At 67.6% G+C, this 26,464-nt stretch carries 11 protein-coding genes; 6 read left to right on the top strand and 5 right to left on the bottom strand.

Annotation, left to right across the window (positions count from 1 at the left end; translation table 11 throughout):
* Positions 1–8: 8 nt before the first annotated feature.
* The 6 genes from ABZV78_RS03215 to ABZV78_RS03240 all read left to right on the top strand — a co-directional run bounded on the left by ABZV78_RS03215 (position 9) and on the right by ABZV78_RS03240 (position 20,334).
* Complete coding sequence (locus ABZV78_RS03215; protein ID WP_355635133.1) at positions 9–2,810, top strand: SNF2-related protein; 2,802 nt, start codon at positions 9–11, stop codon at positions 2,808–2,810.
* Entirely contained in the window at positions 2,807–7,723 is a 4,917-nt protein-coding gene (locus tag ABZV78_RS03220; protein ID WP_355635134.1) for a class I SAM-dependent DNA methyltransferase, read from the top strand. The genes ABZV78_RS03215 and ABZV78_RS03220 overlap by 4 nt, the downstream gene beginning before the upstream one ends.
* Complete coding sequence (locus ABZV78_RS03225) at positions 7,720–14,148, top strand: DEAD/DEAH box helicase (RefSeq protein ID WP_355635135.1); 6,429 nt, start codon at positions 7,720–7,722, stop codon at positions 14,146–14,148. Before ABZV78_RS03220 ends, ABZV78_RS03225 begins: the two co-directional genes overlap by 4 nt.
* The gene (locus ABZV78_RS03230; RefSeq protein WP_355635136.1) at positions 14,148–16,316 is read left to right on the top strand and encodes a UvrD-helicase domain-containing protein; all 2,169 of its coding nucleotides are present in this window, start codon (positions 14,148–14,150) and stop codon (positions 16,314–16,316) included. The genes ABZV78_RS03225 and ABZV78_RS03230 overlap by 1 nt, the downstream gene beginning before the upstream one ends.
* Positions 16,317–16,368: 52 nt before the next feature.
* Positions 16,369–17,637 (top strand): serine/threonine-protein kinase, encoded by a 1,269-nt coding sequence (locus tag ABZV78_RS03235; RefSeq protein ID WP_355635137.1) that lies wholly within the window; start codon positions 16,369–16,371, stop codon positions 17,635–17,637.
* 492 nt (positions 17,638–18,129) lie between these two features.
* On the top strand, positions 18,130–20,334 hold the full coding sequence (locus ABZV78_RS03240) for an AAA family ATPase (RefSeq protein WP_355635138.1): 2,205 nt from the start codon (positions 18,130–18,132) through the stop codon (positions 20,332–20,334).
* Positions 20,335–20,369: 35 nt separating this feature from the next.
* Here ABZV78_RS03240 and ABZV78_RS03245 read toward each other — a convergent pair whose 3' ends face one another.
* From ABZV78_RS03245 to ABZV78_RS03265, 5 genes are all read right to left on the bottom strand, one after another.
* A complete protein-coding gene (locus ABZV78_RS03245; protein ID WP_355635139.1) occupies positions 20,370–20,984 on the bottom strand; it encodes a hypothetical protein in 615 nt (204 codons plus the stop codon).
* Complete coding sequence (locus tag ABZV78_RS03250; protein WP_355635140.1) at positions 20,981–21,712, bottom strand: PD-(D/E)XK nuclease family protein; 732 nt, start codon at positions 21,710–21,712, stop codon at positions 20,981–20,983. Before ABZV78_RS03250 ends, ABZV78_RS03245 begins: the two co-directional genes overlap by 4 nt.
* Positions 21,709–22,488, bottom strand: a complete 780-nt coding sequence (locus ABZV78_RS03255; protein ID WP_355635141.1) for a DUF429 domain-containing protein — start codon at positions 22,486–22,488, stop codon at positions 21,709–21,711. Before ABZV78_RS03255 ends, ABZV78_RS03250 begins: the two co-directional genes overlap by 4 nt.
* 289 nt (positions 22,489–22,777) lie before the next feature.
* Positions 22,778–25,411 (bottom strand): hypothetical protein, encoded by a 2,634-nt coding sequence (locus tag ABZV78_RS03260; protein WP_355635142.1) that lies wholly within the window; start codon positions 25,409–25,411, stop codon positions 22,778–22,780.
* Positions 25,408–26,464: hypothetical protein (locus ABZV78_RS03265; RefSeq protein ID WP_355635143.1), on the bottom strand; the 1,057-nt coding region annotated here is incomplete at its 5' end. The genes ABZV78_RS03260 and ABZV78_RS03265, both read right to left, overlap by 4 nt.

Here is a 26,464-nt window from a genome sequence, read left to right on the forward strand (position 1 = left end):
CTCCACCGATGACCACCTCCCAGGACGCCACCTTCGCCCCGGGCTCCCGCATCGTCGTCCGGGACGAGGAGTGGCTGGTTCGCAGCGTCAAGACCGGCACCGCGGACGGCACCATGGTCAAGGCCGTCGGCGTCTCCGAGTTCGTGCAAGACGTCGAGGCGACCTTCTTCACCGCGCTTGACGAGATCCAGGCGATGCGCCCCGAGGACACGGTCCTGGTCCCGGACACCTCGTCCCGGTTCCGGCAGAGCCGGCTCTTTCTGGAGGCGGTGCTGCGGCGTACGCCGCTGCCCCGCACCGAGCGCGGCCTGGCCTTGGCCGACCGGTTCCTGCTCGACCCGCTGACCTATCAGCAGCGCCCGGTTGAGCTGGCCCTGTCCGGCCTGCGGCCGCGGATCCTGCTCGCCGACGTGGTCGGTCTCGGTAAGACCCTGGAGATCGGCCTTATCCTTGCCGAGCTGATCCGCCGGGGCCGGGGCGACCGGATCCTGGTCGTCTCCCCGCAGCAGGTGCTGGAGCAGTTCCAGCGGGAACTCTGGACCCGGTTCGCCATCCCGCTGGTGCGGCTCGACTCGACCGGCATCCAGCGCATCCAGCAGGAGATCCCCGCCGGGCGGAACCCGTTCACCTACTTCAAGCGGGCCATCATCTCCGTCGACACACTCAAGGACGCTGGTCAGTTCGGCCACCACCTCGACGCGACGACCTGGGACGTCGTCGTCATCGACGAGTCGCACAACCTCATCAACAAGGGCACCCAGCGCAATGAGCTGGCCCGCCGCCTCGCCGCGAAGACCGACGCCCTGCTGCTGGCCAGCGCCACCCCGCACAACGGCAACAGGGAGTCCTTCGCCCAGCTGATCTCGCTGCTCGACCCGGCGGCCATCGCCAACGAGAAGGACTACGACGCCAAGGACATCGCCCACCTCTACCTGCGCCGCACCAAGATCAGCCCGGAGGTACGCGACCAGATCGGCGACCGGTGGGCCGACCGTGGCCCGTCCCAGGCGGTGCACTGCCAGGCCAGCCCGCTCGAGGAGCAGATATTCGACGAGCTGACCGACGTGTGGCTCGCGGGCAAGTGGAGCGACGAGGCGATCACCGGCCAGCACCGGCTCTTCCCGTACACGCTCTTGAAGTCCTTCCTCTCCTCACACCGGGCACTGCACGAGACGGTGACCAACCGGTGGAAGAAGGCCATCGGCACCGAGCGGATGGCGCTGGACCGGCTCGCAGAGCTGACCTCTGCGATGACCGACCGCGACTCGAGCAAGCTCCAGAAACTGGTCGACGAGCTGAAGAAAATTGGCGTCGGCAAGGGCAGCGATACCCGGGCGGTGGTCTTCTCCGAGCGGGTCCCGACCATCAAGTGGCTCGCCGAGGTCGTCCCCGGCCTGCTCGGCCTCAAGCCGAACGCCGTGCGGGTGCTGCATGGCGTCGTGCCGGACCTCGAGGAGCAGAGAATCCTGCAGGAGTTCGAGCTGGCCGGCAGCGAGGTGCGGTTGCTCTTTACCGGCGACGTCGCCTCCGAGGGTGTCAACCTGCACCAGCAGTGCCATCACCTGATCCACTACGACATCCCGTGGAGCCTGATCCGGATCGAGCAGCGTAACGGCCGCATCGACCGCTACGGGCAGAAGTACCAGCCCCAGTTCCGGGCGCTCATCCTCACCTCCGACCGGGAGGACGCGAAGGACGACCGTACGGTCTCGGAGAAGCTCCTCGACCGTGAGGCGGTCGCCCATCGCAGCCTCGGCAGCGTCGAGGCTGCGACCGGTCTCTACGACGCCAAGGCCGAGGAGGACCGGCTGGTCCGCGACCTGCTCAACGGCAAGTCAGTGGACGAGTCCTACGAGGCCGCCCACGCCGAGATCGACGTGATGGCCGACCTCTTTGGTGACGTCGGCACCGCTCCCGTCGCGGCGGACGTCCCCCAGGCCCGAGTGCCTAAGCTCTTCGACTCCACTCAGGATTTCGTCGACACTGCCCTGTACGAGATCTACGAAGACCGGCCCGAGGACCACATCGACCTGCGCCGCGAGGACGAGCTGCTCACCTTCCTCGCCCCCGACGACCTGGTGCACCGGCTCACCGACCTGCCCCGCTCCTACCTGCGCGCCCACCGCGAGGGCGAGGACCTGCGGCTCAAGGTCACGTTCGACCGCAAGCTCGCCCAGCGCAAGCTCGACCAGGCCCGGCAGAGCAAGACCCCGATGTGGCCGGAGATCGCCTTCCTCAGCGACGTCCACCCGATGGTCGACTGGCTGGTCGACAAGGTCCTCATCCGCCTCGGCCGCCAGCAGGCCCCGGTGCTCACCGCCGACGTGACCGCACCGACCTACCTGATCCAGGGCGTCTACGCCAACCGCCTCGGCCAGCCGACCGTCGTTCAGTGGATGGCCGTTTCCGGCCTGCCCGCGTCTCCAGAGATCCAGCCCATGGATGAGGTGCTCCGTGAGGCCAACGTCGGACCGTCGATGGTCAACCGGGCGGAGGTTGTCGCGCTCGAACCGTTGAGGCAGCTACTGCCGCAGGCCGTCGATGCTGCTCGGAATTACCTGGAGGGCAAGCGCGACGAGTGGGCGGAGGCCAACGCCGAGCCGCTACGGAAATACCGCCAGCAGCTGACGCACTTCCAGCAGGCCAGTCTCTTCGACGAGTTGCCCGGGCCGCATCGTGAGAAGCGCCGCCAGCGTGTCGACGCCACCGTCCAGGAGCAGCGAGACCTGCTTGACCGCTTGGAAACCGACGGCGATCCGCTGCTGCGGGTGCTCGCCGTCCTCGTACCGTCCACGGAGAGTGCAGCATGAGTTTCGAGTCGCTGAGCAACCGCGGCGAATACCTCTCCGCGCACTACCTGGCCGAGATCCTGCCCACCACCCTCAAGGGCGGTCTGCTCAAGCAGTGGACCGAGCAGGAGAAGGCCGGCGACCCGACCCCTCGCACCGGCCTGCGCGGCCTGCGCCGGCCCTACTTCGAGGCCAAAACCGAGCTGGCTGACGACGAGTTCTTCGACCCGGAGCGGCTGCGCAAGCTGCACCAGGAGCTGCTTAAGGCGCTCGGGTTCGAGCCGCAGCCGCAGACCATCACCGTCGAGCGGGCCGGCCAGGAACACCAGATCAAGGTGGCCCACGCCGAGTTGACCACCGCGCACGGCATCGTGGCGCTCGACTGCGGCTGGGCCGTCGACACCGAGGCCGCCCAGGACCCGGACGACGCCGGCCGACTGCTCGACCCGGTCACCCTGTCCGCGAACGAAACCATCGACACCGGCGCGAAGCTCGCCTCCTGGCTCTTCGCCGCCGAGACCCCACCCCGGTACGTGCTCATCCTCAGCGGCGGCGTCCTCACCCTGGCCGACCGCAGCGCCTGGGGTGAGGGCCGGTACCTCGCCGTCAGCCTCGACGCCGCCTACGGCCGCAACGACGACAAGGAGTACGACGTCGTCGCCGCCCTGTTCGGGGCCGACTCGCTGCGCCCGCCCGCCGAGGGCGGCACCGAACCCCTCGCCGACCTGGTCGCCGGCTCCCGCCAGCACGCCGTCGGCGTCTCCAGCGAACTGCGCGAGGGCTTGAAGGTTTCCGTCGAGCTCATCGCCAACGAGGTTCTCGACCGCATCCGGCAGGCCGGCTACCAGCCGCAGCAGGTGATGGACCTCGACGAGCTGGCCAAGGAGTTGGGCCGGGAAGCACTGCGCTACCTGTACCGGATCCTGTTCCTGCTCTACGCCGAGGCCCGCCCCGAGCTGGGCGTGCTGCCGGTCAACGACCGCGAGTACCTCGAGGGCTACAGCCTCGCCCGCATCGGCGACCTCGTCTCCCGCCGGCTCGCCCCCTCGGCCGAGGGCGGCTTCCACCTGCACGAGTCGCTCGACCTGCTCTTCTGCATGGTCAACGACGGCAACCGGCCTCGCGGTGGCGCGGAAGTGGACGACAAGGCCAGCGAGGGCGAGGGCCTGCGCTTCGAACCGATGAAGTCGGACCTCTTCCTGCCGGAGAAGACGAAGCTCATCGGCCGGCTGATCGCCGAGCCGGGCAGCGACCCCGATGACCCCGACGGTCCGAAGATCGACACCCGGCTGCGCAACAAGGTCCTCTACCAGGTGCTGCGCCGTCTGATGCTCACCAAGGGCGCGAAGAAGCGCCGCGGCGGCTTTATCTCGTACGCCCAGCTCGGCATCAACCAGCTCGGCGCCGTATACGAGGGCCTGATGTCCTACACCGGCTTCGTCGCCACGGAGCAGCTCTACGAGGTCGCCAAGAACGGCGACCCCAAGGACGGCTCGTGGATGATCCCGGCCTCCAAGGCCGAGGAGTACGAGGACGGCGTCTTCGTCTACAAGGAGGACCCGTACACCGGCGTTCGCAGCCGGGTCAGCTACGCCCCTGGCGCGTTCGTCTACCGGCTCGCCGGCCGGGATCGGCAGACCAGCGCCTCCTACTACACCCCCCAGTCGCTGACCGAGGTCACCGTCCAGCTTGCGCTCAAGTACCGCCTTGACCAGGACGGCACGGAGACGAAGGCGCGTGAGCTGCTGGACTGGACAATCTGCGAGCCAGCGCTTGGCTCCGGGGCGTTCCTCAACGAGGCGATCAACCAGGTCGCCGCCGAATACCTGCGCCGCCGGCAGACGGAACTCGACGTCACCCTCGATCCCGAGCAGTACCACCTGGAACTCCAGCGGGTGAAGGCGTACATTGCCCTGCACAACTGCTACGGCGTGGACCTCAACCGCACGGCCGTCGAGCTGGCCGAGGTGTCGCTCTGGCTCAACGTTATGCACGCCGGCCTCCAGGCCCCCTGGTTCGGCCTGCACCTCCAGCGCGGCAACTCGCTCATCGGCTGCGGGCGCAAGCTCTACGACCCGAAGCAGCTCGCCGACAAGTCGTGGCTCACCAGCGCACCGGCCGAGAAGCCGTTTCGGGACGGGCCGATCGACGAGGGCACCATCCACCACTTCCTGCTCCCCGCCGACGGGTGGGGCGCGGTCGCGGGGGAGAAGGAGGCGCGCGAACTGGCACCCGAGGAGACCGCCAAGCTCAAGGCCTGGCGTACGGCAATGAAGCGCGTCCCATCCGCCAAGGGGAAGAATTCGCAGGTAAAGCGGTTGCAGGCGCTTGCTCGGCGGGTCGAGTTCCTGTGGGCCCTGGTGCAGCAGCGGCTCGCCATCTCCGAAGGGGAGATCCGCCGCGACATCGAGGTTTGGGGCGCCGACGACCTGTCGCCGGTAAAGGAAGCGGTGGCCCGCGAGAAGATCCTCGCCGACCTAACCGCACCCGGCACGCCGTACTGGCGGCTGAAGACGCTGATGGACGTATGGTGTGCGCTGTGGTTCTGGCCGCTCGATAAGGTCGGCCTGCTCGACGGCACTGACCCCGCGTACCCCGCCGAGCCCGTCCAGGTGTCCCACGTAAGGAACGTTCCGGCGTACGAGGATTCGGTCGTCTACGAGGCCCAGGACATCTTCGGGAACGTGCAGCCGCAGCAGATGAAGCTGTCGACCAAGCCGATCGGCGGCCCCCGGCGGATGTCCGTGGCGGAACAGCTCCGCCAGCAGGTGCCGCTGGCCAACCTCGACGACTGGCTCGCCTTCGCTGAGGCGCTCATCGGCCGGAGCGACGCGGACGACAACACCGAGCGGTTCTACGGCCGGAACCTCACGCGCCTGAGCGAGATGAGCGAGTTCGAGCAGAAGCTCGACGGTGTCATCGGCGTCGACGCGCCCTGGACTCTCTCCGACCGGTTCCCCTGGCTTCTCGCCGCCCACCAGATCGCCGACCAGCAGGGTTTCTTCCACTGGGAACTCACCTTCGCCCAGGCCTTTGCCAAGGGGGGTTTCGACCTCCAGGTCGGCAACCCGCCGTGGGTACGTCCAGACTGGAAGGAAGACGAAGTTCTCGCGGAGCACGACCCGTGGTTCCGGCTGACGGAGCGACCTCCTGTCGAGCAATGGCGAAGCCGGAAGAAGAAGTTGCTACATTCACTGTCCGTCGCGTCTGCCTTCATTCAAGAGATGGTCGCGAATTCCGCTACGGCAGAGGTCCTTGGTCATGTCGTCACGTATCCGCTGATTGCCGGTACTCGCCCAAATCTCTACCGTGCAATGATGTGCCGGGTTTGGGCGCACCTCGGCGTATCTGGAGTCGCGGGGCTGGTACATCCTGATACACACTTTGCGGGGCCTAAGGAAGCTGCTCTCAGAGAGGCTTCTTACCGTCATCTGCGTGTGCATGCAGGGTTTGTGAACGGCGCGAACTGGGCGTTCGCTGACGCGAATAGAAACGTAGAATTTGGGCTGCATATTTATGGACGCCAAGGCCCAATCGGATTCAGTCATTTGAGTCGCCTATATGGCGCCTCCGTTTTGCCGGAATCTCTCGAACATTCGGGTAGTGGACCAGTGCCAAGTCAGCGTTATGGCGGCACGTGGGACAACAGGCCGCATCGCTGTCGGGTGGTCCACGTAGACGAGAGCGTGTTGGAGATTTGGCATCGCCTCCGAGGCGGCGGCGCCGATGACTCGCCTTGTCAAGCTCCTCTACTGCAGCCCATCACAACTGAGGAGGAGAGGGCTATTAGTGCTCTCTCGCTGGTCGAGCAACGCATGTCCAGAGATGATTATTACATCAGCAGGGGGTATGACGAGGCGGGCGCAAAGAAGGCCGGGCTCATTGTCTGGTCGCCGGGAAAGCCCGATGAGCTCAAGGGCCTGGTAATGCAGGGCCCGCATCTTGGCATTGCAACCCCCTTCGCGAAGCAGCCGCGGGTTCCCTACAGGAACAACCACGACTGGGATCCAGTAGATCTTTCACTGGTGTCGCCTACATTTGTGTCCTCCGCGAACTATGCGTTGTCTGCCAATGAATTTGAGCATGGTGCCAACCAGGACCTATGGAACGGTCGACGTTATACGGAGTACTTCCGTTTGGCCTGGCGTCGGATGATTGCGTTCAACATGGAGCGGTCGCTGTTTGCCGCGCTGCTTCCGCCGGGTCCTACTCATATTCATGCAGTTCAGAGCATCGCCTTTTGCGATAACAGAGCGACTGCCTTAGTGGCTGGTTTCTTTGCGGCGCTGCCCATGGACTATCTGCTTCGAATCACTGGGCGCTCCGAATTCACGGCACTCGACTGCCGGGCAATGCCTATGCCTCAGAGTGACCATCCTCTAGGCTCGAGCCTCCTCCTGAGGGTGCTAAGGCTCAACTGTCTCACGGCGGCCTATCGGGAACTGTGGAACGAGCTCTATGATCCGCGCTGGGAGGCAGAGAGTTGGGTGAGTGGGCCCTTGAATGGCCGACCACTAGGTGACGTTGGGCCAGTCTGGGGGGCTGAAGTTCCGCTTCGGATGGAGCGCGAGCGTCGGCTGGCGCTAGTGGAGATTGATGCGCTCGTGGCAGCTTGGCTTGGCATTGAGGTGGATGAGCTGATTGCAATGCTACGTTCTCGATACTTCACGCTCACCGAGCGAGAGGAGCAGATGTGGTTTGATGAGACTGGACGAAAGATCGCGGCAGATTCCTACACTTTCGGACTTGGGCAGACGAAGGAGCACTACGACCAGCTTGTGTCTCACCTAGCTGACCCAGAGGAGAGCCCGGTTCCTAGCGGGTACGCCGCGCCGTTCCACAAGGCGGATCGGGAGAACGAGTATCGGCAAGCACATGCCGTGTTTAGCAAGCGGCTACAGGATGCGATTGACGCGGGCTGGCAGACGTCATGAGACCTACCATCGCCGCCGACACCCTGCGCCGTTCCCTCACTCAATACCTGACCACGACCTTCGGGCTGACCGAGGAGGGTGTACGCCAGGGCCTGGAGGGGTTCCTCTCCCACCCGGAGCAGGGCATCTTCCGCGGGCCGTACCTGCGGATCCGCACCCCCTTCCGCCCGGCGGAGGGGGACTGGCGCGCGTGCCTGGACTGGGCCCCGGCCGACTTCACCCCTTACCTGCACCAGGCGAAGGCGTTCGCCCGGCTGTCGACGAAGGGCAAGACGGCCGATCCGACACTGATCACCACGGGCACCGGCTCGGGTAAGACGGAGTCGTTCCTGATCCCGGTGCTCGACCACTGCCGCCGTCAGCGGCAGCAGGGGAAGCCCGGCATCAAGGCGATCCTGCTGTACCCCATGAACGCCCTGGCGACCGACCAGACCCAGCGCATCAACGAGCTGCTCGACGACCCTGCTCTGGCCGGGGTCACCGCCGGCCTCTACATCGGCGACGTCGCGGCCATTGAGTACCAGCACGTGATGACCAAGCGGTCGGAGATGCGCCGGACCCCGCCGGACATCCTGATCACCAACTACAAGATGCTGGACCTCCTGCTCCAGCGCGCCGACGACCTCCCGCTCTGGGAGGGAGCCGAGCCCTCGTACGTGGTGCTGGACGAGTTCCACACCTACGACGGCGCGCAGGGCACCGACGTGGCGATGCTGCTGCGCCGGCTCGCCGCCGCGCTTGAACTCGACGAGCCGGACCACCCGTTGGGGCCGATCTGCCCGGTCGCCACCTCCGCCACCCTCGGCGAGGGCGGCGGCCGGGACGGCCGTACTGCCATCCGGGAGGTTGCCGAGCAGGTCTTCGGCGTCGCCTTCGACGCCGGGTCGTTGGTGGGGGAGGACCGCTACGAGCCGGGCGAGTTCATGGTCCACCAGGACTTCAGCCTGCCGCTGCCCAGCCCGGAGCAGCTCGCCGCCGTCGACGCCCGGGACCCCGAGCGGATGATGGCCGAGGTCGCTGAGCTGGTAGTCGGCGAGTCCTGCCTCGACAACCCGGCACGTCTCGGTGCGCTGCTGCGCCAGCACCCGCTGACCAAGGCGGTGCTCGACTCACTCCAAGCGCGGCCGTGCACCCTCGACGAGATCATCGACGTGCTACCCCGGAAGAACGCCACCGGTTGGGGCAGCGCCATGAAGACCCGCCCCGAGGTCACGGCGAAGGCGCTCGCCCGATTCGTCGGGCTGCTCTCGGTGGCGCAGAATCCCCAGGCGCCGGGCCGGCCGCTGCTCAACATCGAGACCCACCTGTGGGTACGTGCCGTCTCCCGGCTGCTGCACGGCACCTCCCACCAGCCCGCCTTCGGCTGGTACGGCGAACCGCCCAGGGAGCTCGACCCGTACGCGCCCGACGCCGACGCCGTGGTCGCCGACAACCGCTACCCACGCCTGCCCGCCATCTACTGCCGGCACTGCGGCCGCTCTGGCTGGATGGCGCTGTCGCCGGAGAAGGACCCGCAGGAGCTGGAGACTGATCCGGACAAGATTTACCGGGCCAGCGTCGGCCGGGATAAACGCCGCGTCCGCGCGCTGATCACCGCGACCGACGACGAAATCCGACAGCGCTCCGGCGGCCTGCTGGTCCTGGAGTACGGCCGGCGGGTGCGCCCCTTCGACGAGCAGCGGGACCGGAAGCCGAGTGAGGACGCGATCGTCGTGCTCGGCGATATCCTCGCCATCGACGCGGCCGAGAAGGACCGCTGCCCGTCCTGCCAGATGGACCACGGCATCCGCTTCCTGGGCGCCGGCCTGGCCACCCTCGCCTCGGTGGCGATCACCCAGCTCTTCACCGGCGGCGAGTTGGACGAGCGCGAGAAGAAGACGCTGCTCTTCAACGACTCCGTGCAGGACGCCGCGCACCGCGCCGGCTTCGTCGCCAACCGCTCGTACGCCTTCTCCCTGCGCTCCCTGCTCGCCAGCCGACTGCACCCGGGGCAGCCGGTCGGACTGGACGACCTCTTCGCCGAGATGATCGATGCGGCGGCGCGACCGGAGATCCTTTCCACCGTCGTCCCGCCGGATCTGCACGACCAGCCGGGGGTCGACGCCCTCCTCGCGGGAGAGCACACCGGCAGCCGGGAGACCTGGTCGCTGATCAGCGAGCGGCTCGTGTTCGCCACCGTGATGGAGGTCGGGCTGCGCTCCCGCCAGGGCCGCACGCTGGAGCTGACCCGCAGCGTCGGCGTCGAGGTCGCCCTCGATGATCCCGCGAAGGCCGCCGCGGTCTGCCGGGACGTACACCTGACCGGCCCTTGGCAGCTCGCCGGCACGCCGCCCGACGACGCCCGGTACCTCGCCTTCCTTCGCGGCCTGCTGGAGCGGCTGCGGACCCGCGGCGCGGTCTACCACGAGTGGCTGGCGCCGTACCTGAAGCGGGGCGGCACCCGGTGGCAGGTGTGGGGCGGTCGCCCGGCCGGCATGCCCGCTTTCCCGCGGGGGGTCTCGGCGCCTGCGTTCCTGCTCGCGGCGCCGAAGTCCCGATCCGAGTTCGACGCGATCACCGCCCGCGGCAACTGGTATCAGGACTGGACCTTCCGCTGCCTGGGCCTGGACCTGGGCGACGCCGGCAGTTACCTCAGCCGGCTGCTGCCGGCCCTGGCCGCCGCCGGCATCGTCGCCGCCGGCGACACCGAGGACGGCAACCAGGTGTACGGGTTGATGCCCGGCCACCTGCGCGTCACCCGGCTGGACGACACCGCTGCCGTGCTGGCCGGGGTCGGCTGCGACACCTGCCACTGGCAGCAGACCGAGCATCCCGAACGGGTCGCCGACTGGAGCGGTCAGCCCTGCCGGCAGTACCGCTGCCGCGGCCGGTTGCAGCCCGCCCACGATGACACCGCACCCGACGACTACTACCGGCGGCTCTACCTCGAGAGCGACGTTTTCCGCGTGGTGACCGGTGAACACACCGGCATGCTCACTCGTGCCCAGCGGGAAACCGTCGAACAGCAGTTCCGCGAAGGGCAGCGGTACACCGATCCGAACGTCCTCTCCTGCACGCCCACCCTGGAGATGGGCATCGACATCGGCGCGCTCTCGGCGGTCGTGCTGGCGTCGCTCCCGCAAGGGCCGGCCAACTACGTGCAGCGGGCCGGCCGGGCCGGCCGCAAGAGCGGCAACGCGCTCGTTCTCACCCTGGTCGGCCGTAGCGAGCGGGACCGCTACTACCTGACCGAGCCGAGGGACATGATCGCGGGGCAGATCGTGCCGCCCGGTTGTTTCCTCTCCGCCGTGGAGATCCTGCGCCGGCAGTACCTGGCGCACCTGATCGACCTGGCCGCGCGCGGCCGGCTGCCCGGCGTGCTGCCGATGCCCCGGCGGGCGCACGTGCTCTTTGGCCCGAGCGGCTGGCTCACCAACCTTGCCGAAGCCGGCCGGCGCGACGGGGCCCGGTTGGTGGAGGACTTCCTGGCGCTGTTCGGTGACAAGGTCCTGCGGGCCGCTGCCGACCAGCTTCGGGAGTTCGCGGTGGACGGCATCGTGCACCGGGTGAAGGAGGCCGACGAGACCTGGGAGGAACGGCTGGCCGATCTGCGGCGCCGTCTCCAGGAGATCGCCACGGCCCGCGGCACCCTGGTGCCCAGCGACCCGGACCATGCCCGCGAGATCAAGATGCTCAAGGCGGAGGAAGCCGCGGTCCGCCGCCGGCTGCGGGAGGTCAGCGCCGCCGCTGCCCATGGCACCCTGGTCGAGTTCGGGCTGTTGCCGAACTACGCGCTCATCGACAGTCGCACCGACCTCGAAGCAACCCTGACCTGGGAGGAGCAGACCGACGGCGACCGCCGGTTCCACAGCGAACTGCGCGAGTACGCCCGCCCCGCCCGCCCGGCTCTCGTCGAGATCGCCCCCGGCAACAGCTACTACGTGCGCGGCTACAAGCACGAGATCTCCGGCCTTGACATCGGCCCGGCCGACCGGCCCGCGTACGAGCAGTGGCGGGTCTGCGCCCAGTGCGGGTACGTGCGCACCCACCTGGCCAAGGAGGACACCAGCCCGTGCCCGCGCTGCGAGGACGGGGGCATCGCCGACCACGGCCGGCTGTTCCAGGTGCTCCAACCGACGCGGGTCTACAGCCGGGACAAGCGCGACGACGCCCGGATCCGGGACGACAGCGATGACCGGGACCGCCGTTTCTATGCCACCAGCGTCGCGGTCGACATCGACCCCGCCAAGGTTGAGTCGTCGTGGCGGCACGCCCGCGACACCTTCGGCGTCGATTACAGCCGGCACGCGATGATCCGCCATTTCAACCTCGGTGCCCAACGCTACGACCGCGCCGCCGAACTCTTCGCCGGCGAGGAGGTGCGGATCAACCGATTCCACACCTGTACTTCATGCGGTGGCACCACGGTGGATGGCACCCCGGCGGCCAGCCAGCAGCTCGCCGCCCAGGCCTCGGGCGCGACTGTCATCCAAGGCGCGGAGCACCACCTGCCGTGGTGCCCGTACCGGCGGTCGGCGGCCGGCCCGGACAGCCATGTGGACCTGATCCTGGCCCACGAGCTGGAGACCGAAGCGTTGCGCATCCTTATCCCGGCGGCGACCGCGATGGTGCAGGAGCGGCTGCTGTCCTTCGCCGCCGCGATCCGGCTCGGCATCGCGGCACAGTACGGCGGCGAGCCGGCCCACCTGCAGGCCGTCCCTGCCACGATGCCCGACGGGCACAGCGAGGGCACCCGCAACTTCGTGGTCGTCTACGACACCCAGCCGCAGGGCACGGGATACCTGCACCGTCTCGCCAAGCCGGACGAGTTCCGGGCAGTCCTTGAGCTGGCCCGGCAGCGCATCGCCGACTGCGACTGCCAGCACGAGGCAAAGCCGGTGTGCCACCGCTGCCTGCTGCGCTACGCGCGCAATGAGCATTTCGCCTTCATGAGCAGGCGCGAGGCGCTGGACATGCTCGAGAAGCTCCTCGACAGTTGGGACGTCGAGGAGGGCACTCGCACCGACGAGATCTCGCTGATCCACCAGGTGGAGAGCGAGCTGGAGCTGCAGTTCCTGAACAAGTTGCTGACCCTCGGCGAGACTCCGGGCTCCGGGCTGCGTATCGACCGGCGTACGGATCACGACGGCGCCCGGATTGCCGACCTGAGGTTCGTCAGGGGCGGCGGGCAGAGCGTCACACACTGGCAGATGAAGCTGCAGAACACGGTCAAGGGGACCCGGCCCGATGTGCACTTCAAGCGCCTCGACGCGCCGGCGCCGGAGGTGGCGGTCTACCTCGACGGGTTCAAGTACCACGCCTCGCCGCAGTACAACCGGCTCGCCGACGACGCCGAGAAGCGCGCCCGGCTGCGCGCCCACGGCTACCTCGTCTTCGCCGCCACCTGGGACGACGTCAAGACCTGGGGGAGCGCCGAAGGGCAAGGGCGCTGGACGCCGTACGGCGGGGTCTGCAAGCAGACGGCGCGGGAACGGTATCGGCAGTTCCTCCCCGGCGCGGACCCGGACGAGCTGGAGGAGGCGATCTGGACCAACCCGGTCGAGCAGCTGATGCGCTTCCTCGCCGACCCGGATCTCGTCCGATGGCAGCGCCGAGCGGAGGCGACCTTGGCGGGCATGCTCAAGCAGGCCCGCGACAACAGCCCCACCGACTCGGCTGGAGTCGGTGAGCGGTTGCTCGCCTCGCTGCGCGGCGAGCCTCTACCCGCGCCCTCCCCGCAACGCCACATCATCGTCGGCCGCGCTCGTGACAACGCGGACTGTCCGGTGACGGTGGTCGTGGACAGCCGGAGCAAGCCTCTACCAACGTGGTCGGCGCTCACCGTGGTCGACGATCTCCCGGCCGCGGTTGCCGGCGAGGGGCACAAGGAGCGCTGGGCGGCCTGGCTCGCCTGGGGCAACGTCATCCAGTTCCTCGCCAACGGCGGCGGTGACGCCGGCCAGCTCGCGGTCTCCACCCTAGGCGCCTTCGATCCCGCGTCGTTGGCGGTCACCGAAGGCACGGGACTGGTGTTGGCCCAGCGGGCGCTGCCCTTGGACGAGGAAACTGCCACCTGGCTCGGCGTCGCGCCGCAGCAGGTGTCGACCGAGGCGGAGCCGGTCGACGACGAGTCGCCGTGGCACGAGGTACTGCAGTACATGGACCGCGACGAGGCCACGCTGGAGCTTCTCGTCCAGCAGCTCGCGCGGCAGAACCTGCCCGTACCGGTCGTCGGCTACGAGCTGGGCGATCAGGCTTGGCCCGCCGAGCTCGCCTGGCCGGATCGGCGGATCGCCGTCGTGCTCACCGGTTCGCCCGACGATCCGGAGACGGAAGATCGCGACCGGGCGTACGCCGAGGCGGGCTGGCACGCGCGGACCGCGCGGGAGTGGTCGATTGACGAGCTGGCGGCACAGCTCACGGGGATGAGTGGGGGAGAGAGCTGATGAACACCGGAGCCACCCTGCGGATGCTGGACCGCGCCGACAAGGAGGTCATGAAGCTCACCCGCGCGGACATCGGCGCGGTCTACGAGTTCATGCACAAGTTCCGGCACAACCCGGAGAATCCCGGCCTCAACCTGAAGGCGCTCAACGGCGACTCCCGGCTGATGTCCGCGCGGGTGAGCAAGGACTACCGTGCGCTGCTTCTCCACATCGCCGACCGGGACTATCTGCTCGTCGCGGTCAAGCATCGCGGCGAGGTGTACGACGACCTGTCGCGGTACGCGTACCGGATCAACCGGGTCACCGGTGGCATCGAAGTCGTCGACCTGGCGCCGGTCGGTGACAGCATCGTCGGTCGGGTCGTACCTCCGCCCGCGGACCCTGAGCCTGCGCAGAAGCCATTGTTCGACGCGTACACCGACGCCCAACTTGTGGAACTGGGCGTCTCCGAGCCGCTGCTGCCGCAGATCCGGGAACTCACCACCGAGGCCGAACTGCTGGAGCTGCTCGACCGGGCGCCGCAGCTCACCACCGACGTCCTGTTCGCGCTCTTCGACGGCACCCCCTACGACGAGGTGCTCCAGCAGGTCACCGACCCGGTACGGGCCGACGAGCCGGTCGACCCGGAGGACTTCGAGGCGGCGGTGCAACGTCCCGCCACGCAGGTGACCTCGGACGACGAGGCGCTGCAGGCGATCATCGGCGAGGCCTTCGAGCGGTGGCAGATCTTCCTGCACCCCACCCAGCGCAAGCTCGTCGAGAAGAAGTACAACGGCCCCGCGCGGGTCGGCGGCGGTCCCGGCACCGGCAAGACCATCGTCGCGCTGCACCGGGTCGCGCACCTCGCCCGGCAACTGCCGCCCGGCACGGACAAGCCCATCCTGCTCACCACCTTCAACCGGAACCTCGCCGCCGACCTCCGGACCCGGCTGCTGGCCCTCGGCGGCCAAGAGCTGGTGGCGCGCGTCGACATCGTCAACATCGACCGCCTGGCCAGCCGGGTCGTGACCGAGGCGAAGGCGGGCGGAAGCCGGCGGGTCGTCGACGACAACCGGGTCTCCGAGCTGTGGAGCGAGTTCCTCCTCGAGACCGGCGAGTCCGGCTGGGACGCGGAGTTCCTCACCGCCGAGTGGACCCAGGTGATCCTCGGTCAGGTCCTCAACTCGCGGACCGACTACTTCAAGGCACGTCGCGCCAACCGGGGCCGCAGCCTGACCCGCGTCGAACGAGACCAGATCTGGCAGCTGACCGAGCGGTTCACCACGTGGCTCGAGGGCCGCGGGGTCTGGACCTGGCGCCAGGTGGCCCAGCGGGCAGCACGCCTGGAGATGGACCGCGCAGCCGCTTCCAGCGAGTCGTCCGGCGGTTTCTACCGCCCGCGCTACCGCCACATCGTCGTAGACGAGGCGCAGGACCTCAGCGCCGCCCACTGGAAGATGCTGCGTGCCATGGTCGCCCCGGGGGCGGACGACATGTTCCTCACCGGTGACACACACCAGCGCATCTACGACAACCACGTGACCCTGAGCAGCCTCGGCATCAACATCCGCGGCCGCTCGTCTCGCCTCACCCTGAGCTACCGGACCACCCGGCAGATCCTTGCCGACGCTCTCCAAATCATGACCGGCGAGGTGTACGACGACCTCGACGGTGGCGAGGAAGACCTGGCCGGCTACCGTTCGCTGTTGCGAGGCGGCCGACCGGTGTTCCGGGGCGCCGCTACCTGGGCGCAGGAGCGGGACCTCATCGCCGAGCAACTGCGGGCATGGGGCAACCCGATCGACGGCTCGGTGGCCATCTGCGTCCCAACCAGGGAACTTGCGGCCGACGTGATCAGCCGACTGGAAGCCGACGGACTCCCCGCAGTGGAGATCGGGCCCGACGGTCCGAAGCAGCCCGACGGCATCCACGTGGGCACCATGCACCGATTCAAGGGCCTCGAGTACCAGCGGATGATCATCGCTGCCGTCAGCGATGGCCTCGTGCCCCGGCAGATGATCAGCCGCTACCGGGACACCGATCCCAAGCGCTACCAGCGCGAGCGCCAACGGGACCGGTCCCTGCTGTTCGTGGCCGCCACCCGGCCCCGCGACGAGCTGGCGGTGTTCTGGCACGGCACGCCCAGCCCGTTCCTGACCGCTCGCCTCGTGCAGCGACAGCTAACGTGAGTGCTGGCCACTGCCTAGCAATGGACCGGCGCGCGACAAGGGGAGGCGAGAGGTGCAGGCGCGGGATCGCATCGGCGACCGCTACGAGCTGACGTTCCCGATCGGGCGTGGCGGGATGGGTCAGGTCTGGGCGGGTTACGACGAGCGGCTCGACCGGCCGGTGGCGGTCAAGTTCCTGCGGCAGACCGAGGTGCCGGAGGAGGAGCGTGGAATTGCGGTCAAGCGCTTCCGGCGCGAGGCGCGAGTCACGGCCCGTCTGGACCACCCGGGCGTGCCAGTCATCCATGACCTCGGGGAGCATGGCGAGGACCTGTACATCGTCATGCAGCTTGTCCGCGGATATCAGCTCGCCGAGCTCATCGCAGAGCAGGAGCGGCTCTCCGTGGGGGAGTCCGCTTCGGTCGCCGCGCAGGTATGTTCCGTACTCGCCGCCTCTCACGCCGCCTCGCTGGTGCACCGTGACCTCAAGCCGCAGAACGTCATGATCACTGCTTCGGGAGTCGTCAAGGTTCTGGACTTCGGTGTTGCAGCGTTGCTCGGTCCTGCCGAGTCGTCCCGCTTGACCGCCACGGGTCACACTCTTGGCACACCCGCCTACATCGCGCCGGAACAGGCCTCAGGCGGCGCCGTCGGACCTGGTGCGGATTTGTACGCGCTCGGATGCATCCTCTTTGAGATGCTCACCGGGAAGCCTCCCTACGAGGCCAAGAATGCTCCGGACATGCTGCGGCGGCACATGAAGTCACCGATTCCAGTCATCACCGAGTATCGGTCTGACGTGCCCGACGACCTAGCGCATCTTCTGTTCTGCCTGCTAGCCAAAGATCCTGTAGAACGGCCCGCATCGGCTGCAGAGGTCGAGCAGCTCCTCACGCCCTTCCTCGACGGGGGCAGCGCCGGAGTCGTGACCCCTCGGAGGACCAGGCCGACCGGTCCTGCTTCTCCCGCTGCGGCAGATCCCTTGCCGATGCAGAGATCCCGGCAGGCACTGGCCGAGTTGCGGGCGCAGGTAGAGGAACTGGCCGAGAACGAACGGTTCGTGCAAGCGGCCGAGGTACTGGAAGGTGCCCTCGGCTCAGCTTCCGATAGTGGGCCGCCCACCGACGATCTGATTCCTCTACGACTCGATCTCGCCAACCTGTACATGCTTGCGGGTAACTACCGGAAGGCTTGCCAGGCCTTCGATGCGCTTGCGCTCGATCTGGATCAGTCAGACAACCAAACTGATCTTGCCCACGAGTGCCGGCAACAGGCGATAGCTTGCCAGCTCGAGCTTGGCGAGCCAGCGACTACTGGCGTACCCGCTGCCCGTTTGCGTTGACGAGCAGGATGGACTGTTCTCGCTGGTGCTTCCCCTCCGGCTTGCCGAGGCGTGCGACACCGCTGTCTAGACACTGCGTGGCGGCGGCATCCGTCCGACCGTGGCCCGGCCAGTATTCGCCGCATCGTCTACGTGCTGACCACAGGCCGCGTGGCGGCACCTCCCGCCGGGTCTGGAGCGTCAAAGAACACTGCGGACCGTCGGGTCGTCGAGTGGACCCGGCAGGACTATGGCGGCGTCTTCACGTGGCCGTCCTGGACCAGCTACGGCCCGGTGGGCGTCCCTGTCTGCTCCACGCCGGCCACGACGACACTACTCCTGCGGCTGGCGCTGGTCGTCCAGGGATCGTCCTTCCGGCTGACGGTACTGCCGCAGGTCGCCGGGAGAACCGGTCAGAATCGGTGTTGTCCGGCCGCGGTCGTCTTCGTACGCTGCTCGGCATGCTCACCTGCGGGACGGCTGGTTTGCTCAATGTCTGACTCGGGTGTCGGCGTGCCGCCGAAGATCGTGGCCGTGAAGGTAGGGCACTACAAGGGGCTGCAGGAGCAGTGGGTTCGTTGGTCGGATGGCATGGCGTTGTTCGGCGCCAGCGGCGCCGGCAAGACAAACTTCCTGGAGGCGCTGGCAATCCTGATGGGAACGCGCGAGACAGTGCGGCTGGCGAGCAGACGACTCGCGGAGATAAGGCCGGGCGGTCTCGAGTTGCTTGTCCAAACCTCTGTCGACGAGCTGCCCTGGGCGCCCAATACGGCGCTCAACCCGGAGATGCAGCAGTTTGCTCGCGCCTTCGGCAAGGACTCAGGACGGTTGTCCCGCATCCCCTCGGACGCAGCCTGGTGGGTGGCCATCGGCATCCGCGACGGGACCGGCTTCCTCGACGCGCTCCGGCCGCTAATCCCGTCTCCCGCGGTCGCGGAGTACCTGAGCTCGCAGTGCGAGCGTCCGATCGTCCGCTACACGCTCCAGGACTTCGCAATCGAGCGGAGTCACGCCATCAGTAGACGCTTTACCCGCACCCTCGTCGGCGTCAGGACCGATCCTGCTGTGGTATTGGAGACGAAGGATGCCCTACGCCTGATTGCCGGCCGCATGGACCCCAGGCCGGCAGGACAGGGATTCCCCGGCCACGTCGACCTGCTCTGCCTGCCAACCACGGACACATCACCCGCGCATCTGGAGTGGTTGCCGCGTCGTCGCGACTGGGATGAAATTGACGATCACGTCCTGACTGAGTTCCGTGCCGCCCTGAAGCCCGCCGCAAACATTGCCGAGAGTCTCGCCGTTCTTTTCGACGCCGTTGATATGGACACGGAACCACACTGGTGGCTGCACTCGATCGCCGCCCGCCATGCCAACAGAGAGCTTGCAGTGACGGTGCCCAAGGTGAAACTGGTCGCGCGCGGGGGAGGGGACGCGGACTTCGCCGTCACGGAGCGCGGTGGGCATCAGGCTGACCACGGGCCACGTGGTGACGAGGACGCGCTGGAGCGACTCGCGGCAGGGCAGCGGCGGTGGCTGGACGAGGCCTTCGCCACTGCAGCTCGTGGCCTTGCCGAGTTCGCCCGGCGGGCGGCCTGGCAGGCCACAGTCCTGCGCGGCCTCGAACCGTCTGAGGTCGCACACGTCGTCACGCCGATCAAGGACAGGGTTCGGCTAGCTCTAGCAGGATTCGAAGTCTGGACCAGCGAAGCGCTGGATCAGCTCCTCGACGCCGTCGAGACAACTTTGACTGCAGCCGCTCGGCGCGAGCTGCTGCAGTGGGAGGATGAGGGGAAGCGAGCGATCTGGGAAGCCGCGCGCAACCTCTCTAATCTTCAACCGCAACTGACCGTCCGGGTGTTCGATGAGCCCGAAGCTCACCTGCATCCGCGGGCGCAGCGCTCCGCCGCACGGGCACTGAACGAACTACGTTCAGCGAGCCAGAACATCGTCTTCGCTTCCCATAGCCCTCATTTCCTGGAACTGGCCTCCTGGCAAGTCATCCATGTCGAGCGGGGGCGCCGAGGAACGACCGTGTCGCCACTCTCATCAGCTGATCTCCACGTAGGTTCAGTCTTCGCCCGCGACTTGGGGCTCACTCGTGGAGAACTGTTCACGGCGATCTCGCTCCTGCTTATCGTGGAAGGAGAGCACGACCAACTGATCCTGCAATCCCTCTACCATGAACGTCTGCACCAGGCCGGTGTCGCCATCGCACGAATGGGAGGCACCAACAATCTGATCAACGTGCCGCAACTAGACTTCATCAAGCAGCACCTGGACATCCCCCTTGCGGTACTACTCGACTACACCCGCCTTGACGAGGTCGACAAGGGGGTTCCGGATGGGCGGCTCCGACAGGAGGAGCGCAAGCTGCGAGAGTTGCGCGAACTGCACAAAGCCTGCCGAGGGCGGCAGCGGGCCATCAAGGAGTTCGCCCTCCAACGGCCAGACATCATCACGTATCTCAACGAGGAGGCCATCCGAGGTGACGTACCGGACTTCCCTAGCTGGAGCTTGATCATCGAACAATTCGAGACCGCGCCTACCCGGCCTTCGTTCAAGACGTGGGTGCTGGAGGAGTACGGGGTGGACCTGACCACTACGGCTCGCATCAGCGGGCTGTTGGGGCGAATGACGGAGGCCGGTCTGCCGGCTCACCAGGATCTCGACGAGATGGTCAATGCCATCGTCGAGTTCACACTCGCACGCCCTTGACCCTCTCGACGGTCGTCTGTGCGGACTCCCCGGCGTCAGGTCTCGTCTCTGATGATCCGGTCGATGTGATCGGATGCCACTTCCCAGCAGCGCCAAGCCGCGTCCCGAATCTGCCCCATCCAGGCCACCTCGTCGATGCCCGTTCCCTCAGGCAGGACCCACCGCCACACCGGAAAGGAATCGTCCTCCCGTTGCCACGGAGGCCCGCCGAGGTCGGAACGCATCCGCGGGCCGAGTCGGCTCAGCTCCGTGCTGACCGCTTGGTTACGGCGGCCGCGTTCGCCGGCACGGACGCCGACGAACAGGGTGGCTTCGCCGTGTTCATCAATCACGTGCCTGCCCCACTCGATCACGATCGCGGCCGTTGCCTTACCGCGATCGATCCAGCGGCGCCGAGCGATGACGATTCGAGGCTTGCGGAGGTCATCTGTGTCAGCGCGGACCTCGATGTCGTCACCATCGGGCAGGGATGACGCGTCGTTGGCGAGGACGTCGACCAGGTCCAGCAGTAGGTCGTGTAATGCCTGGTTTGCGTCCTCACGTAGCTGTGCCCACGTGTGGATGGCCTGCTGATGATCCAGGTAGAAGCGGATTCGCGGGTCCCCAATCGGGGGTAGCTGGACTTCGGAAAGTGGCTTCTCGATCGTCACTGATGTCTCTTTCCGTAGAGCCGATGCAGTGTCTGTCGATACTGGCTTACGGCGGTGGTGACCGTACCGTCGGACTCGTCGATCGCGGAGCTGAGGGCTTCCAGCACCTTCCGCCATGACGCGCAACGCCACGCGGCGATTGCCTCTGGTGTGTTGGCGGTTCGTGGTGGGCGGCCGGTTGGCGTGATGAACAGAAACCTGGCCTCCGGTGCGTCCTGCCAGTCCTCGAAGAGGCGCTGACACTGCCGATCCGACTCGGGAGCGTCGATCTTTACTTCCAGCACCAACGTCCAGGAATCGCTCTCGACGGCCACGTCGGCGCGAGACCGGCTGCACACAACTTCCGTCGTCACAGCTACAGAGGCAGTCATCTCGACCTCGCCGCCGGCGAGATGAAGAAGCCGACGTAGAAGCCGGTCACCTAGCCCATGATCGGCTTCGGGATCGCAAAGCCACGCCAAGGCGGCGCTGTGCGACAGCTCGCGCCGATGGACGCCACAGATCGTCAACAGATCGAGCGGTTCTCGGCGCCAACGACCCGCCTGCTCAGCCGCCTCCTGGGCGGCGCGCATGGTGTCGAATAGGCGGTCCCAGTCCTCGCTGTCGACCAACGGCCGCGAGTTCGGATGGACACGCCACTGCCATGCCTCGCTGGCTGCGGCGAACGCGGCAGGCCACGACGAGGGCGAGTCGCCAGCGAAGGCGATCTCCGAAGTGCCGTCAGTCACCGACCATCCCATCGCGACGTTGGGCCGCCGTGGCGGGTGCGATGATCGTTGCCACTGGGGGTGGGGTCTCCGCGGGCGGCCCGAGGACCTGGCAGCGGATACGGCCGTGGCGGGCCCCACAGCAGCGCCGTCCATCCACACAGCAACGCATCGATCAGATCTTCGCGATGCTTATACGCGCGGTCGTCCAGCGGCGAGGCGTCCGTGATCAGCTGCCTTGTGACCGGATGCGACTCGAGGTGCAGTGGCGGGTCGGCGCTGCGCAGCTTTTCTAACCGACGGATCAGGTCATCGCAGGCCGCTGCCCGGACGGGCCGCCAGGCCGCCACGGGCAAACGGCGCGCCTTGCGCTTGTAACAGGGCCGCTCTCCGTCACTGTCGTAGCCGAAGGCCGGGACGCCGACGAGCGTGGTGTACGGGTAACACTCGCTCACCACCCGGCCCCGAACCGGCGGGCCTTCGTGGCCTGCCTGGTAGGACCAGCCCCTGCTCACGAGGGCGTCGAGCAGCGCCACTCCCGCCTGGCGGGGCGATGCCCTGTTTGTGGAGTTCGCGCTGACCTTCCATTGCCCATACCGTTGCCCAACCTGTCGCTCACACAGCCGTTGCCCTGACGGGTTGGTGACGACCAACGGCGCGTCGACGAAGAGAAGCGCCAGGTCGTTATGAGCGTGCTGGTCGATCCACTCGATGGTTGGGTCGATGCCCCGGGTCCACCCGGCGGCGAGGACGGTGCCGCCGTCATCGAGTGCGACGACGCCCGACTCGTTGGCCACCCTCCCAGCCGGATCCGCCCAAGCAAGATCTACTCCGAGGTAGCGCTTCGACGCCATGATCTACATCTATCGCAGTCCTGGCTAGTTGAGATCATCCGATCGGATCGACCCTCCGCATCACTCGACAGGGCTTCACTGGAGGCGATCGTCGCTGCCGGCTGCACCACTGACTCAGCTTCTCGACACCGAGCCAGCGGTTCGCCGGTTGGGGGTGAAATAGTGCCCAGCGTCAGCCGGAGTGGGCGCCTCGGTTGGTGAGTACACCGATGGTGGCTTAGCCCTCGGCGGATCACGTCGTCCTGAGCCGCAGAGTGAGGGCGACCAGATCGATCCCGAGTCTGGCGCTCAACTCCCGTACCTCCAACGGACTTGGAACCAGGGGACGGGTACGGGCCCCGGGCGGCGGCCCTGGATGCCCGGCCGTGAGCGAGGTTGGCGTTCGGGTGCTTGAAAGCTCATAGAGTCGCCACACGGCCATGCGCGAGTCGGCGAGGGCCATCGTGTGCCCGGCCGCGGCGATGAGCACCGCACGATCGGGCGCTCTGGCCACCGCCACCACCTGATCGGCCACTCGTTGCAGCGCCGTCGCAACGAGTGCCGCCGTCCTATACGCGTTGCGGTGCTCTCCCTCGACGTGCCACACACCGTCGAGGCACTCAACTGGCACCCCGGCCTCGGCGAGAGCCATCCGAGCCGCCGCGTAGGGATCGTGGCGCGACTGCCGGGCAAGAGTGATCGTGTCCCAGAGGGCTGCGCTGCTCACTACTCGGGCGTAGGGCTGGGTCGCCGGCAGGAGGAGGTCTTCCGCGAGCTTGGGGTCCGCCTCCGCAACCCATTCGGCGGTGTCCCGCCACGCCGCCGTGGCGACAGCGTCCTCCGCCCGCCCGCCGTACAGCTGGGCGTCCTGCCTCAGTGTTGCCATGGCGACCGCGAGCAGCGAGTACAGCCGATGGAAAGCTTCGGGTGGCAGCTCGTCGAGCGTTTGGTCGTCGGGGACGAGGGCCCCGGCCAGCCGCCGGAGATCCTTCCGCCAGGTTTCCTCGTCCTGCCACACGCCGGCGGCAAGCAGGGTCAGGTAGAGGGCGGTGATTGTCATCCGCAGTGGCATCGGCGGCGGGGTAGAGCCGTCCTGCGGTCTGGCCGGCGGGGCCACCGCTGCTACCCAGCGCGCCGCGAAGCGACGGTAGCGATTGCGCTCATCGGGTGGGACGGCGGATACAGCGGGTCTCCCGGCAGCCGCTTCTTCCTGCGTGACGTCATCAAGGACCGACTCGTCCTCGCCGTCTGCGACCTCACCCTGGTCGGCGTCATCGATCGACCAAACGATACTCGTGTCTGTCTCAGCCACCTCGTTTCTCGGGAAGACGAGTCGCGACAGGTCCGGGCCGAGCAGCCGGTCACAGTCCTCGAGGAAGTCAGCCCACCGGTCGCTCGACCCGACTGGAACGTCCACCCTTTTGCCCGTCGTGTGCGGGACGTTCCGGGCAGCGGCGCCGACCTGGACCGTCAGACGCTCCAGGTCGGCGCTGAACCGCTGGGCGATCACCGGGTCAGTGAAGAGGTCGACCGGGTCGTACGACCGCGGCAGCCGCGGCTCGTTGGCGGCATCCTTTCGGGGCCGGCAGCGAGACGTGTCGGTGACGAAGACGACGGCCGACTCGTGGCGTACGCTGTCAACCTCGACCACCGCGCGGACCGCGCCGCCGGTCAACTCGGGAACCAGGAAGCGGGCCGCTGCCTGCCCGACGGGAACGGTGCCCACGCCGAGCCAAGTGCCGGGTACCGCAGACGGTGAGGTCTCGACTAGCACCGGTGCAGTCATGGGGGCGGCGAGTTCCACTAAGAGGGCACCGTCGGCCAGTGCGCAACCCAGCAGCACCGGCCCCGGCCGACCGGTGTCTGCCGGCGAGGTAGGCGAACTCGACACGAGCTTCCCGACCGCCGATCCGGGCTGCCGATCACCTGGGGGGAAGAGCGAGCCGTCCTGCGGTGCGAGGACCACCAACTCGCAGTTGCCGCCGCCTACGGTGCTGAGCAGCAGCGCGGACGTGGTCACGTTCGCGCTTCCGGTCAGCCCGGCGATGGCACCATCTGCCGTACACCACTCAATCAACTTGCCGTGCCGAACAGGCCCCCCGACCAACACCGCGAACTCCCGGTCCACGACGTTCTCGGTGGCCCGTACCAGCGCCGCGCCGTCGAAAATGCCGACGCCAGGCTGGACCGCGACACGTACGGACTCCGGCTTGGTGCGTCGGACCAGGTCGGTGACCGCGCGGGCGGGCGGGTCGTAGAACGGCGCGGACAGGTGCAACGCCCGGACCGGCTCGGTGGGGACTTGCTCCAGCAGCGGTCGTCGGAGGTTGCCGTGAGCGCGCACCTGCGACCACTGCCCGTCCAGCGTCGCCGGCCGGATCCGCTCCGCCACCTGCCGGAGCGTGGCGGCGATCCAGGTGGCCATTCGAACCACCTCGGGCAAATCATGCAGCCAGTCCGCGACGTCAGCTATCAGCTGCGGTCCCTGCTGCCGGCTGCCTCGGGCGACCGCCCACAGTTCCCTGTTGTAGCCCCATCCGGACAGGGTCGGGTTGCCCGAGCCGATTGCCAGCCATACGTCCTCGTCACCGAGGAGCACCACCAACTTCGGGTGGAACGCCCGTTGGCAGGCTGCATGCCCGTGCTGGTACGCCACCCCGGCCCGCCGAACGTCCACCGGGTCGTGCACGGCCTGAACGGCGTCACCCAGGATGGTGATCCGTGCGCCGAGCGCGCGGGCAGTCGGGATGGCGAACTTCTCCAGGAAGCCGAGGTCGACCGTGTACCCAGTAATGACCACCTCGCGCAGGCGGGCAGCATCGACGCGGTCCCGCCACTGCTCGAGCAGCGTCAGCGGCGACCGAAATGACCTCTCTACCCCGCTCATGCCGGCAGTCCTAACAGCCGCTGTCCCCATGGGGTCACCGGTTGGGCCGGGTCTCGGGTGAGCAGCCCGACCTGTGTTGCGATCCCAGCAAGCTGATTGATCCGCAGTCCGATGTTGCCGCTGCCCTCCGACGAGTCGGCGAAGTAGGCGCCGTTGCGCTCGTGTAGCCGGCTGAACAGGGACATCGTCCCGTCCTGGTTGAAGGTCACCTTGCGCAACGCCACCCGTCGGGACTGTGCCAGCATGTCGTCGACGAGCCGTCGACCCAGCTCCGTGACGGGGCGTTGACTGAACTCCCGACGTAGCTGCGCCACCCAGGTCGGGTCAAGGTAGGTGGGACGGCGACCTTTAAATGAGTACAGCTCAAGCCCGGTCAGCGAGTCGAGTCGCCGCGCGCCTAACAACAGCAACGCCACGTCGGTGAGCACACCTGCCTTCTCCCGGAGCAGTTGGTCCTCAGCCGGCGCGGGATGTCCGGACGCGTCGACCACAGACGGCAGGCCAGCCTCGAACTCGGCGAGCGGCTGCTCGGGAAGCAGCTCGCTGATCCACTCGTGTAGGTGCCCCCGGGAGGCCGTACCCGCATCGCAGACCTGCTCCACCAGCGCGGCCCACAGGCGTCGCCACGCGCCGACCGAGTGACGACGCAGCACCACTCCACGCCATGCGGCGGTCTGCTGCTCGCCGGCGAGCAGCTGGTCATCCCGCGCCGCCGATCCGTACGCCACGACGGTGGCGAAGGCCTCCAGCCAAGTGCTGGCCCTGGGGTTGAGCTGCCAGGCCCGGGCCAGAATGCGTAGGCTGGCCCGCCTCGTCACGTCGTTGCCGGTCCACGTGTGCGGGTCGTGGTGTCCGTTGACTGTCGCGCTGAGCACCTCACTCAGCGGCTCCAGGTCCGGCGTGCCCGCCTCGTGTTGCAGGCTCAGCCGGCTGAGCGCGGGAGAGGGAAGTGCAAGTCCACCGCTCCGTTCGGTGGCCGTGATCAGCGGAGCGAAAAACTCGCTGACCGCGGGCGGACAGGAGTGTCGGCCGGCCCGCAACGCGCCTCCGTCA

Source organism: Micromonospora sp. NPDC004540, from assembly GCF_040610095.1.
Taxonomy (GTDB): domain Bacteria; phylum Actinomycetota; class Actinomycetes; order Mycobacteriales; family Micromonosporaceae; genus Micromonospora.